Source organism: Streptomyces coelicoflavus (assembly GCF_045041415.1).
GTDB lineage: Bacteria > Actinomycetota > Actinomycetes > Streptomycetales > Streptomycetaceae > Streptomyces > Streptomyces coelicoflavus.
Genome location: NZ_CP108218.1, coordinates 6,528,417 through 6,540,947, shown reverse-complemented (window position 1 = coordinate 6,540,947; position 12,531 = coordinate 6,528,417). Strand labels below are relative to the sequence as shown.

General features: G+C 73.4%; 9 protein-coding genes. 2 read left to right on the top strand and 7 right to left on the bottom strand.

Going from position 1 to position 12,531, the window contains the following annotated elements:
* Positions 1–425: 425 nt before the first annotated feature.
* Both OHA99_RS29295 and OHA99_RS29290 read right to left on the bottom strand, forming a co-directional pair.
* The gene (locus tag OHA99_RS29295) at positions 426–1,061 is read right to left on the bottom strand and encodes an NUDIX hydrolase (protein WP_153180544.1); all 636 of its coding nucleotides are present in this window, start codon (positions 1,059–1,061) and stop codon (positions 426–428) included.
* Between the two features lie 86 nt (positions 1,062–1,147).
* Positions 1,148–2,797: a CTP synthase gene (locus OHA99_RS29290; protein ID WP_405698359.1), complete on the bottom strand. Its 1,650-nt coding sequence runs from the start codon at positions 2,795–2,797 to the stop codon at positions 1,148–1,150.
* A 583-nt stretch (positions 2,798–3,380) separates the two neighbouring features.
* Between OHA99_RS29290 and OHA99_RS29285 the strand changes: the two genes are divergently transcribed.
* Both OHA99_RS29285 and OHA99_RS29280 read left to right on the top strand, forming a co-directional pair.
* Complete coding sequence (locus tag OHA99_RS29285; RefSeq protein WP_165687410.1) at positions 3,381–5,183, top strand: glycoside hydrolase family 15 protein; 1,803 nt, start codon at positions 3,381–3,383, stop codon at positions 5,181–5,183.
* Positions 5,184–5,261: 78 nt separating this feature from the next.
* Positions 5,262–6,908 carry a PucR family transcriptional regulator gene (locus tag OHA99_RS29280; RefSeq protein ID WP_153180543.1) on the top strand — a complete coding sequence of 549 codons (1,647 nt, stop codon included), beginning with the start codon at positions 5,262–5,264 and terminating at the stop codon, positions 6,906–6,908.
* 24 nt (positions 6,909–6,932) lie between these two features.
* Here the strand turns inward: OHA99_RS29280 and OHA99_RS29275 are convergent, their stop codons facing one another.
* The 5 genes from OHA99_RS29275 to OHA99_RS29255 form a co-directional block, all read right to left on the bottom strand.
* A complete protein-coding gene (locus tag OHA99_RS29275) occupies positions 6,933–8,081 on the bottom strand; it encodes a glycosyltransferase family 4 protein (protein WP_405698358.1) in 1,149 nt (382 codons plus the stop codon).
* Between the two features lie 457 nt (positions 8,082–8,538).
* Positions 8,539–10,281 (bottom strand): DNA repair protein RecN, encoded by a 1,743-nt coding sequence (gene recN, locus OHA99_RS29270; RefSeq protein ID WP_194280138.1) that lies wholly within the window; start codon positions 10,279–10,281, stop codon positions 8,539–8,541.
* 163 nt (positions 10,282–10,444) lie between these two features.
* Positions 10,445–11,350 (bottom strand): NAD kinase, encoded by a 906-nt coding sequence (locus OHA99_RS29265; RefSeq protein ID WP_007388321.1) that lies wholly within the window; start codon positions 11,348–11,350, stop codon positions 10,445–10,447.
* Positions 11,347–12,162 (bottom strand): hemolysin, encoded by an 816-nt coding sequence (locus OHA99_RS29260; RefSeq protein ID WP_164385280.1) that lies wholly within the window; start codon positions 12,160–12,162, stop codon positions 11,347–11,349. The genes OHA99_RS29265 and OHA99_RS29260 overlap by 4 nt, the downstream gene beginning before the upstream one ends.
* Positions 12,163–12,169: 7 nt before the next feature.
* Positions 12,170–12,499 (bottom strand): hypothetical protein, encoded by a 330-nt coding sequence (locus tag OHA99_RS29255; protein ID WP_153180540.1) that lies wholly within the window; start codon positions 12,497–12,499, stop codon positions 12,170–12,172.
* Positions 12,500–12,531 lie beyond the last annotated feature (32 nt).

The window sequence follows — 12,531 nt, the reverse complement described above, 5'->3', positions numbered from 1 at the left end:
GGCCCCCGGCGACCAACCCAAGCCACCCGCCCCAGGCACGCGTTGCCCCCTGATTCCTGACCCCGACCACCAGCCACCAGCCACCAGCCACCAGCCACCAGCCAGGACCAACGCCGGGCGGCAGGTCCCGGCCGCGGGAGGCACCTGGACGCCGTACGGCTGCGCGCCCCGCCCGGTGGCGTCCGCACCCGTGACTCGCCGGGCACCGCCGTACCCCTGGGACCTGCCAGGAAGCGGCTCATGCCTCGGACGCGGAGGGCGGCACGCCCTCCGGCACCGCCTCAAGGGCGTGGGTCCCTCAGCGGGGTTGTCGTCGGTCGCCGGCTTCCACGTTCCGCTGCGCCGACGGGAGGGGCCCGTCGCCCCCGTTCACCGGCGGCAATGAGGCGCCGCGGGTATCCCCCGACCGGATCCGCCGGACGGGCCTACGCCTCGAAGGGCCGTGCCGGCCAGGGCGCCTCGGCCGGGCGGAGCGCGTCGACGCCCTCGCCCCGCTCCGCCGCGATCAGCGAGAGCACGCCCACGACCAGGCAGTTGTTGTGCAGCTCCCCCGCGAGCACCCCCCGGACCAGGTCCGCGACGGGCACCCGCGCCAGCTCCATGTCGGCCTCTTCGTCCTCGACCTCGAAGCGCTCCCCGGCGGCCTCGGACAGCCCTCGCGCGAGGAAGATCCGTACGGCCTCGTCGCAGCCGCCGGGGGTGGTGTAGACGTCGGTCAGCACCCGCCAGTCCTCGGCCTTGACGTGCGCCTCCTCGTACAGCTCGCGCTGGGCGGCGTGCAGCGGGTTCTCGCCGGGGACGTCGAGCAGCCCGGCCGGGATCTCCCAGAGCTTCTCGCGCACGGGATGCCGGTACTGCCGGATGACCAGCACCCGGCCCTCGTCGTCCAGGGCGAGGACGGCCACGGAACCGGGGTGGACCTGGTAGTCGCGGGTCACCACGGAGCCGTCGGGCATGACCACGTCGTCCGTGCGGACCGAGGTCTTCTTGCCCCGGAAGGGCGTCTGGCTGCCCCGGACCTCCCACTCCTCGGGAGTGTCCTTGATCGTGCTGCCCGTCATCGCTGACCTGCCCTTCCAGACGTACGCGAAAGCCGGGGCCCGCGCCGCTGAGTGCGCGTGCCCCGGCCAACCGTACAACTGGTGTGCTACTTCGACGTCTTCCGCTCGACCGCGGCCTTCACCAGCCCGGCGAAGAGCGGGTGCGGGCGGGTCGGGCGCGAGCGCAGCTCCGGGTGGGCCTGCGTGGCGACCAGGTAGGGGTGGACGTCCCGCGGGTACTCGACGTACTCGACGAGCTTGCCGTCCGGGGAGGTGCCCGAGAAGACGATGCCGGCCTTCTTCTCCAGCTCCGCGCGGTAGGCGTTGTTCACCTCGTAGCGGTGGCGGTGCCGCTCCTCGACGTACTCCTTGCCGTCGTAGACCTCGCGCACGATGGAACCCTCGGCCAGCTTCGCCGGGTACATGCCGAGCCGCATCGTGCCGCCGAGGTCGCCCTCGCCCGCCACGATGTCCAGCTGCTCGGCCATGGTGGAGATGACCGGGTGGGCGGTGGCCGGGTCGAACTCGGTGGAGTTGGCGTCGCCGATGTCCGCCAGGTTGCGCGCGGCCTCGACGACGATGCACTGGAGGCCCAGGCAGAGGCCGAGCAGCGGGATCTTGTGCTCGCGTGCGTACTTGATCGCGCCGACCTTGCCGGTCACACCGCGCTCGCCGAAGCCGCCCGGGATGCAGATCGCGTCGACGTCGCCGAGCTGCGCCTTGGCGCCGGCCGGGGTCTTGCACTCGTCGGACGTGACCCACTTGATCTTGACGCGGGCCCGGTTGGCGAAGCCGCCCGCGCGCAGCGCCTCGGTGACCGAGAGGTAGGCGTCGGGCAGGTCGATGTACTTGCCGACCAGGGCCATGACGATCTCGTGCTCGGGCTTGTGCACGCGGTCGAGCAGGTCGTCCCAGGTCGTCCAGTCCACGTCGCGGAACGGCAGGTCCAGCTTCCGGACGACGTAGGCGTCCAGGCCCTCGGTGTGGACGACCTTGGGGATGTCGTAGATGGAGCGGGCGTCCGGGCAGGCCACGACGGCGGCCTCGTCGACGTCGCACATCAGCGAGATCTTGCGCTTGATCGCGGTCGGCACCTCGCGGTCGCAGCGCAGCACGATCGCGTCCGGCTGGATGCCGATGTTGCGCAGGGCGGCGACGCTGTGCTGGGTCGGCTTGGTCTTCAGCTCGCCCGAAGGGCCGATGTAGGGCAGGAGCGAGATGTGGACGACGAAGACGTTGTCGCGGCCGACCTCGTGCCGGACCTGGCGGACGGTCTCCAGGAACGGCAGCGACTCGATGTCGCCGACCGTGCCGCCGACCTCGGTGATCACCACGTCGACCTCGTCCGTCGCCATGCGGCGGATGCGGTGCTTGATTTCGTTGGTGATGTGCGGGATGACCTGCACGGTGTCGCCCAGGTACTCGCCGCGCCGCTCCTTGGCGATCACGGCCGAGTACACCTGGCCTGTAGTGACGTTGGCGGTGCCGTCCAGGTCACGGTCGAGGAAGCGCTCGTAGTGTCCGATGTCCAGGTCGGTCTCGGCACCGTCGTTGGTGACGAAGACCTCACCGTGCTGGAAGGGGTTCATCGTGCCGGGGTCGACGTTCAGGTACGGGTCGAGCTTCTGCATCACGACGCGCAGGCCCCGGGCCTTGAGCAGCATGCCGAGGCTGGAGGCGGTGAGCCCCTTGCCGAGCGAGGAGGCGACACCCCCGGTGACGAAGATGTGCTTGGTCGTCGAAGATTTGGGCGGCATGGCCAAGAGGGGGCTCCCGTGGTCGCGGTCTGGGGTGCGGTGCGTTCGTCCTCCGCCCCGGTCGTACCGGGAGTCGTCGGCGGCGCCGTCGCTGCGGTTCCGGGGTTTTTCTCCCACCGGTCCACGGGCTACCAGCGTAACAGCGCCTCGGGGCGATGGCTTCCGGCCACCCTCCGCGCACGTCCGGACACGCAGACGGCGGCGTCACCGTTTCCTCACTCGTTCGGCCGACCCGGGTTGCCCGGAGCGGCACACAGATCATCTACGTGCGTCGTATCCTGCTCGGACGTTCGCTGCCGAGCCCGCCCGGCGACACGGCACCACCCCTCGCCCGTCAGCACCGGAACAACGGGAGCTCGTCAGTTCGTTGAGCAACAATTGTCGTTCGGGGCACCACGTTTGGCTTCACGGCCGAACGGCTGCTTTGCTTCATGACTCACGAGGCATGACACGCATGACACGCATGGCACGCCTCCCCCGACACACATCCACTGACACACATTCCTGACCCCACCCTTGACCGCTGACCGCACTAGCGACCGCCCCCACGCGGGGTGACGTGGCCGTTCGACTGGAGTTGCACGTGGCCGGGCGCATCGAAGACTACGCACTCATCGGAGACATGCAGACCGCTGCCCTGGTCTGCCGGGACGGCACAGTCGACTGGCTGTGCCTGCCCCGCTTCGACTCGCATGCCATCTTCGCCGGCCTGCTCGGCACCGGGGAGCACGGTTTCTGGCGGATGGGACCGGCGTACGCCCCCGGCGCCGAACCGCCGACCTCGGCCCGGCGGACCTACCGCGGCGACTCGCTGATCCTGGAGTCCGAGTGGGACACCCCGCGCGGCACCGTCCGGGTGACCGATTTCATGCCGCCGCGCGACGGCGCGCCGCAGCTCATCCGGATCGTGGAGGGCGTCTCCGGCCGGGTGCCGATGCGCTCGGAGCTGCGGATGCGGTTCAGCTACGGCCGGGTGGTGCCCTGGGTGCACAAGCAGGAGGGCCGCACGGTGGCCGTCGCGGGCCCGGACTCCGTGTGGTTCGACACGGAGGCCGAGACCTACGGCAAGGCGCTGACCACGTACGCGGACTTCACGGTGGCGCCGGGCGACCGGATCGCGTTCACCATCTCGTGGGAGCCCTCGCACAAGGAGCCGCCGGCGCTGCCGGAGCCCGAGCAGTCGCTGGTGGCCACCGAGGACTTCTGGCGCGACTGGGTCGAGCACTGCACGTACCACGGCCCCTACCGGGAGGCCGTGGTCCGCTCCCTGATCACGCTGAAGGCCCTGACGTACGCCCCCACCGGCGGCATCGTCGCCGCGCCCACCACCTCCCTGCCGGAGGACATCGGCGGCGTCCGCAACTGGGACTACCGCTACACCTGGCTGCGCGACGCCGCGATCACCCTCTCCTCGCTGCTGCGCACCGGCTACCGCGAGGAGGCCCGCGCCTGGCGCGAGTGGCTGCTGCGCGCGGTCGCGGGCGACCCGGAGAACCTTCAGATCATGTACGGCATCGCCGGTGAGCGGGAACTGGGCGAGGCGGAGCTGGACTGGCTGCCCGGCTACGAGAACTCCACCCCGGTCCGGGTCGGCAACGGCGCGGCCCACCAGCTCCAGCTGGACGTTTACGGCGAGGTGACCGAGGCCCTGCACCTGGGCCACATGACGGGCCTGGCCCGCAACGACTACGCCTCGGTGCTCCAGCTCAAGCTGATCCGCTACCTGGAGTCGCACTGGCAGGAGCCGGACGAGGGCATCTGGGAGGTGCGCGGCCCGCGCCGCCACTTCGTGCACTCCAAGGTGATGGCCTGGGTCGCCGTCGACCGCACCATCAAGCTGATCGAGTCCGGCGACGCGGACGGCCCGCTGGAGCGCTGGAAGCAGCTGCGGGACGACATCCACCGGGACGTGTGCGAGAAGGGCTACGACAAGGAACGCAACACGTTCACGCAGTCCTACGGCTCCCAGGCGCTGGACGCCTCCCTGCTGCTCATTCCGCAGATGGGCTTTCTGCCGCCGGACGACAAGCGGGTCATCGGCACCATCGAGGCCATCCAGCGGGAGCTGTCCACCTCGGACGGCTTCATCCTGCGCTATCCGACGGACGGCGAGGACGAGGGCGTCGACGGTCTGCCGGGCGACGAGGGCGCCTTCCTGGCCTGCTCGTTCTGGATGGCCGACGACCTGGCGATGATCGGCCGGGTGGACGAGGCCAGGAAGCTCTTCGAGAAGCTGCTGTCCCTGCGCAACGACCTCGGCCTCCTGGCCGAGGAGTGGGACCCCCGCCTCCAGCGCCAGGTCGGCAACTTCCCGCAGGCCTTCAGCCACGTGCCGCTGATCGACACCGCCCTCCGGCTGACGGCGAGCGGGGCGTACGGAGGCTGAGCCCGCGTCCACGGCCGCCGGTGGCGGGGCGCGCCCACGGATGTCCCGGCGGGGGGCGCGCCGGGTAGCGTCCGGCTCATGGACAGCGGCATGAACAGCGGATTCGACACCCAGGGCGCCGGGATCACGGTGCGCCGGGCACTGGAGCTGCCCGGGCTGCGCAGCGGTCTGCCGGAGGTCGTCGCGGGCGCCGACCGGCTGCACCGCACGGTTCGCTGGGTGCACGCCGGTGAGGTGCCCAACATCGCCTCGCTCCTCAAGGGCGGCGAACTGCTGCTGACCACGGGATACGGCCTGGGCACCCGCCCCGCCGAGCAGCGGGTGTTCGTCCGCACGCTGGCCGAGCGCGGCATCGCGGCCCTGGTGGTGGAGCTGGGTCCGCGTTTCGCCCGGCTGCCGGCGGCGCTGGTCGACACGGCCCGCGCGGCCGGGCTGCCGCTGGTCCAGCTGCACCGCGAGGTGCCGTTCGTGACGGTCACCGAGGAGATCCACACGGAGATCGTCAACGGCCACTACACGCTGCTCCAGCGGGCCGAGGAGGTGCACCGCCGCTGCACCGAGGCCCTGCTGGGCGGCGGCGGGGTGCCCCAGGTCCTCGCCATCCTGGCCGACTTCGCCGGCAATCCCGTCTTCCTGGAGACCACCGACGGCCGCCTGCTGTACGCCGCCGGTTCCGGCCCCGAGGGCGCCGACCCCCTCCAGGTGTGGGAGGGGCTGCGGGACCCGCACAAGGACGCGCCGCCCCCGGCGGGGTCGGTCCTCGTGGACGTACCGGGCGGCGGGCCCGGCACCGGGTCGGTCCGGGCCCGCCTGGTCCTGCTGCCGGTACGGTCCGCCCTGGCCCCGGTGCACCGGATGGCGGCGGAGCGGGCGGCGGGCATCCTGGCCGTGGTGCTGATGCAGGCGCGGCAGGAGGAGGAGCTGGCGGCGCGCGGGCGGGGCGACTTCCTCACCGACCTCGCCGAGGGCCGGATCACCGCGGACGACGCCCCGGCGCAGGCCCGCGTCCTGGGCTTCAAACCGGGCTCGGGACCGCTGCTCCCGGTGGTGATGCGGCTCGGCGACGCCCTGTCCCCGGCGGGCGGCGGCTGGGCGGTGCTGGCGCGCGCGGTCGGCGAGGAGCTGGCCTCGGTGGGGGTTCCGGTGCTGCTGGGCGTACGGCCGGTGGAGGGCCGGGTCCCGCTGCTGCTGGGGCTGCGCTCGGAGTCGGAGCGGGCGGCGACCGCGGACCGGGTCGCGGCGGCGCTGCGGGCGGGTGTGGAACGGGCCGGGATGCGGCGGCCGGGGGCCCAGCCGCCGGTCGTGGTCGTCGGGGTGTCCGGCGGCTGGGCGGCGGCGTCGGCGGGCCTCAGGCACGCGGCGGAGACGGCGACCGCGGCACAGGGCCTCACCGACCGGCCCTGGTACGACGCCCGGCGCCTGGACATCGACCTGCTGCTGTGGCGGCTGCGCGACCATCCGGACCTCGCGGCGTTCGTGGACCGGGCGATCGGCCCGCTGCGGGACCACGACGACCGCTCGAAACCGCCGCTGCTGCCCACCCTCCAGACGTACCTGGCCCACGCCGGCCGCAAGGCGGAGACGGCCCGCGAGCTCCATCTCAACCGGCAGACGCTCTACAACCGGCTGGCCCGGATCGGTGAGTTGCTGGGCACGGACCTCGACGACCCGCAGACCGTACTGGCGTTGAGCCTGGCCCTGCGCGCCCGCCGGCACGTTCCGTAGCGGCCGCGGCCCCAGGACGGATGCCTAGAGCAACGGCGTGGGCTGCGTCAACTCGTCGTAGATGCTGAGGACCTGGGCGACGGTCTCGTCCTCGGTGGGCCAGGTGGCCGCCTGCCGTACGCCCCGCTCCCGCAGCTCCTCGCGTCGTGCGGGGGCGTCGAGCAGGCCCACCACGGCGTCGCCGAGCGCTTCCGCGTCGCCGGGCGGCACCAGTTCGGCGGCGTCGCCGACCAGTTCGGGGATGCCGCCGACGTCACTCGCGACGAGCGGTACGCGCGCGTGGAGGGCCTCCTGGGCGAGCACGGAACGCCCCGGCTCCCGGCGGCTCGGCAGCAGCGCGAGGTCGGCCGCCGCCAGCAGTTCGGGCACGTCGTCGCGGCTGCCGACGAGGACCACCGGCAGTTCCTCGCCCTCGATCCGCGCCTGCAACTCCCCGCGCAGCGGCCCTTCTCCGGCGACGACGACCATCGGCGCCGGGTCGAGGCGGCGCCAGCCGCGGGCGGCGTCGAGCAGGACGTCGTAGCCGCGGTGCGGGTCGAGGGAGCCGACCGCGATCAGCAACGGGCGGTCGACGGCACCGAGTTCGGCCCGGACCTTGGAGCGCGGCCGGTCGGGGTCCTCGGGTCCGGGATGCGGGTCCGGCCGGGCGGGGAGCGCGACGGGGCCGAGCCGGGCGTCCCGCGCACCCGTCCGCCGCGCCCCGTCGACCAGCTCCGAGGTGGCGCCGAGGACGACGGTGGCGGCCTTCATCACCCGCCGCTCCAGCACGCGCAGCAGGTGGGCGCGGGCCCCCTCGGCGGCCACCCGGTCGTGCCAGGTGACGACCAGCGGAGTGCGCACGCGCCGCCCGCCGAGGGCGAGGACGGCCCGGAAGGAGGCGTGCAGCCCGTGCGCGTGCACCAGATCGGCGTTCGCACACACCGTCCGCAGCGCGGCCACGGAGACGGGGTCGCTGCTGCGCGGCACGTGGACGTGATCGGCCCCGGTGCCGGTGAAGTCGTAGGTGCACTCCGCATCGGAGGGGGCGCACACCGTCACCTTCACGCCCCGTGCGACGAGCCCCGCGGCCAGTGAGCGCACGTGCGCGCTGCTGCCGGCGTTGCCGCCGCCCAGCACCTGCACGGTGCGCAGCGGCGACTGGCCGTGCGGTGAGTGGCTGCTCACGGGGGTCACCTGGCCCGGGGCTCCTGGTTCGGTGGGGGACGGTCACGAAGAACGTACAGAAGGATGGTGCGGACGGGGCGCGCCGCGCGGATTCCGGTGCGCCGCTCCGTCAAGGATGCCAGGCCGTACGGGTGTTCCGGGCACGACGGCCACCGGGACCGGACCGACGGTGGGACGACGGCGGGGAACCGCCTCACTCGTACGAGTGATTGTGACTCAGCCCGCCGGTACGCCCCGAAGTCACGCCGGGGGCCACGGTCGACGCGGGCAGGGCACACGGCCGACGCCGGCACGGCGGACGGCCTGCGCGGGCACAAAGACGGGGGCGCGGGCACGAAGGACGGGGGCGGACGGCCGACGCGGGCCGGCGGACGGCCGACGGCCCGACCGGTGTGGTGCTCCACCGGCCCCGGCGGCCCCGGCCCCGGCGGCCCCGGCATCCCGCACGCGTGGGGCCCCGCCGCCGCTACTGGTCCGCCCGGGCCGTCTCCAGCAGTTCCTCCGCGTGGGCGCGGGCCGTCTCCGAGTTCTCCTGGCCGGCGAGCATCCGGGACAGTTCCCGGACCCGCTCCTCGCCCTCGAGGACCTTCACGCCGGAGCGCGTCACCGAGCCGTCGTCGGTCTTCTCCACCAGCAGCTGCCGGTCGGCGAACGCGGCCACCTGCGGCAGATGCGTGACGACCACGACCTGCGCGTTCTTCGCCAGCCGTGCGAGCCGCCGGCCGATCTCCACCGCCGCCTTGCCGCCGACTCCGGCGTCGACCTCGTCGAACAGGTACGTCGGCACCGGGTCGGTACCCGCGAAGACGACCTCCACGGCCAGCATCACGCGCGACAGCTCACCACCGGACGCGCCCTTGGCGATCGGCCGCGGCGGCGCTCCGGGGTGCGGGGCGAGCAGCAGCTCGACCTCGTCGGCGCCCGACGGCCCGTAGGCGACCGTGCGCCCGCCGACCTCGACGCCCTGTTCGTCCTCGGTCTGCCGGATCTCGAACGACACGCGCGCGTGGGGCATGGCGAGCGACGCCAGCTCGGCGGTCACCGCGGCGGCGAACCGCTCGGCGGCCTCGGTGCGCGCGTCGGTCAGCGCCTGCGCGAGACCGCCCAGTTCGGCCCGCAGCGCGTCCCGCTCGGCGGTCAGCTCGCCGATCCGCTCGTCGTCGCCGTCCAGCTCGGTCAGCCGCGCGGCACTCTGCTCGGCCCAGCTCAGCACGGCCGCGATGTCCTCGCCGTACTTACGGGTCAGCGCGGTGAGCGCCGCCCGGCGCTCCTCGACCGCCGCGAGACGCAGCGGGTCGGCGTCCAGGTCGTCGGCGTATCCGGCCAGCTCCCCGGCCACGTCCCGCAGCAGGATGCCCACCTCGCCGATCCGCTCGGCGAGCGCGGCCAGCGCCGGGTCGTGGGACCGTACGGCGTCCAGGGCCCGCTGCGCGCCCGCGACGAGCGTCGCCCCGTCCACGCCCTCGGGATCCTCGGGATTGCCCGCCAGGGCGGCGTGGGCGGCCGTGGCGGCCGACGCGAGCGCCTCCGCGTGGCCCAGCCGCTCCGCCTCCTCCGCCAGCTCCACGTCCTCACCGGCGCGCGGCTCGACCGCGGCGACCTCGTCGAGGCCGTAGCGCAGCAGGTCGGCCTCCTGGGCGCGTTCCCGCGCGCGGGTGGTGATCTCGTCCAGCTCCGTGGCGACGGCGCGCAGCCGCCGGTACGCCTCGGCGTACTTGGCGAGCGGCCCGGCGACCGCGTCGCCCGCGTACCGGTCGAGCGCCTGTCGCTGCCGGGACAGCTTGAGCAGCCCCTGCTGGTCGGTCTGCCCGTGCACGGCCACCAGCTCGTCGGCCAGCTCGGCGAGCATCCCCACCGGCACCGACCGCCCGCCCAGATGCGCGCGCGATCTCCCCTCGGCGGAAACGGTACGGCTGATCAGCAGCGCGCCGTCGTCCAGCTCGGCCCCGGCCTCCTCGGCCCGCACGGCGGCCGCGGCGTCGCCGGGCACGGCGATCCGCCCCTCGACGACCGCGCTCTTCGCCCCGATCCGCACGAGCGCCGCGTCGGCGCGTCCGCCCAGGAGCAGCCCGAGACTGGTGACCACCATGGTCTTGCCCGCACCCGTCTCACCGGTGACAGCGGTGAACCCGGGCGACAGCTCGACCACGGCGTCATCGATGACTCCGAGCGACCGTATCCGCATCTCCTCAAGCACGGACACGACCATACGAGGTCGAGGGCGCGAAGCGCACACAGCCCACCCTTGTCACGCCGGGAAGGGTCATGCCCTCAGGGCGCGGGGCTGTGCTGACAGCGGCTGCGCCGCGGGGCGCGACCAGCCACAACGGGCCCGCACCCCGCGACGCACCGAAACCACCCCTTCGAGACCGCTAATGCGGCGCCCCGCGCCACCCGGACACCGGCAACGCGAACTTCGCGACCAACCGATCCGTGAACGACGCGTGATGCAGTCGAGCCAGCCGCACCGGCACCGCCCCCCGCCGCACCTCCACCCGCGCCCCCGGCGGCAACTCCACCGTCCGCCGCCCGTCGCACCACAGCACCCCCGGCGGGACGTGCGGCAGCACCTCCACCGCGAGCACCGAGTCCGGCGAGGTCACCAGCGGCTTCGCGAACAGCGCGTGGGCGCTGATCGGCACCATCAGCAGCGCCTCCACCTCCGGCCACACCACGGGACCGCCGGCCGAGAAGGCGTACGCCGTCGACCCGGTCGGCGTCGACAGCACGATCCCGTCGCAGCCGAAGCCCGTCACCGGCCGCCCGTCGATCTCCAGGACGACTTCCAGCAGCTTCTCCGCGCCGGCCTTCTGCACGGCGGCCTCGTTCAGCGCCCAGTCGGTGTGCACGATGTCGCCGTTGCGATGCACGACGACGTCGACGGTCATCCGCTCCTCGACCTCGTAGGCGCGGTTCACCACCCGGTCGACGACCTTGTCGAGGTCGTCGCGCTCGGCCTCCGCGAGGAACCCGACCCGTCCGAGGTTGACGCCGAGCATCGGCACCCCGGAGGCGCGGGCGAACTCGGCGCCGCGCAGCAGCGTGCCGTCGCCGCCCAGCACGATCAGCAGCTCGCACCCGTCCAGGCACTGCGGGGTGGCCTCGCCGACCAGTTCCACCTCGCCCGGCAGCGGCAGGTCGCGGGCTTCGGCCTCCAGGACCCGTACGCCGATCCCGGCCCGCAGCAGCCCGCCCACCACCAGCTCCGCGCTGCGGATGGCGGCGGGGCGCCCGGTGTGGGCGAGCAGGAAAACAGTTCGCGCTCGGTTCTGTGTCAACGCGGCCCCTCCGCCACTGCACGGTCAACATCGGCCGGGTCCAGTGCGGCGGCGCCGGCCCGCAGCCACAGAAAGTACTCGACGTTCCCGGAGGGGCCCGGCAGCGGACTGGCGGTGACCCCCTCCACCCCGAGACCCAGCTCCCAGGCCTTCTGGGCGACTCCCCGCACGGCCTCGGCCCGCAGCTGCGCGCTGCGTACCACTCCCCCGCTGCCCAGCCGTTCCTTCCCCACCTCGAACTGCGGCTTCACCATCATCACCAGGTCGGCGTCCGGCCGGGTGCACCGCCGCAGTGCGGGCAGTACCAGTCCGAGCGGGATGAAGGACAGATCCCCCACGACCAGGTCCACGGGCTCCCCATCGATCGCTTCCGGCGTCAACTCGCGTACGTTCGTACGGTCCTTGACGGTGACGCGTTCATCCTGCCGGAGACTCCACGCGAGTTGTCCGTATCCCACGTCCACGGCGACGACGTGCGCGGCGCCCGCCCGCAGCAGTACGTCGGTGAAGCCACCGGTGGAGGCGCCCGCGTCCAGGGCCCGCCGTCCTTCGACGACGAGCCCCCGCGGCACGAAGGCGGCGAGGGCGCCGGCGAGCTTGTGGCCGCCGCGCGAGACGTAGTCGGGGTCGTCGCCGTCGGCGGTCACCACGATCGCCGCGGCGGTCTCGACCTGCGTGGCGGGTTTGGTCGCGACGGTCTTGCCTACGGTGACCCGCCCGGCGGCGATCAGCTGGCTCGCGTGCTCGCGCGAGCGCGCCAGCTTGCGGCGCACCAGCTCCGCGTCGAGACGGCGGCGTGCGACTCCTGCCACGTTCGGTTCAGCTCCTGCGGTCGTACGGTGATGACGGCGACGGGGGTCCCGGGCGCCCCGGAGGTTCCGGAGGTCCCGGGCGGGCGTCGAGCGCGGTGAGCGCGTCGCGCAGCCCCCGGTGTACATCCTCGTACACCTCGACATGTCCGTCGGTGGCGAGGTGGTCGGCGTCGGCCAGCCTCGCCAGCCGGGCGTCGACCTCGGCGTTCCCGGTGGGGGCGCGCGGGACGTCCAGCGGGGCGGGGGCGGCCGGCTCGTACCCGGTGTCCGGGCGTGCCCCGGGCTCCGCTTCCTCGGACTCCGGTCGCGGCTCCGGCTCAGGTACTGCGTCGCTCATGCCCCGACGCTACCGCGTGGTGCTGGGGTACG

What these genes read in the sequence shown, in the direction of transcription:
- OHA99_RS29295 (WP_153180544.1), bottom strand. Translation starts at nt 1,061, where the DNA reads ATGACGGGCAGCACGATCAAGGACACTCCCGAGGAGTGGGAGGTCCGG.
- OHA99_RS29290 (WP_405698359.1), bottom strand. Translation starts at nt 2,797, where the DNA reads ATGCCGCCCAAATCTTCGACGACCAAGCACATCTTCGTCACCGGGGGT.
- OHA99_RS29280 (WP_153180543.1), top strand. Translation starts at nt 5,262, where the DNA reads ATGGACAGCGGCATGAACAGCGGATTCGACACCCAGGGCGCCGGGATC.
- recN (WP_194280138.1), bottom strand. Translation starts at nt 10,281, where the DNA reads ATGGTCGTGTCCGTGCTTGAGGAGATGCGGATACGGTCGCTCGGAGTC.
- OHA99_RS29255 (WP_153180540.1), bottom strand. Translation starts at nt 12,499, where the DNA reads ATGAGCGACGCAGTACCTGAGCCGGAGCCGCGACCGGAGTCCGAGGAA.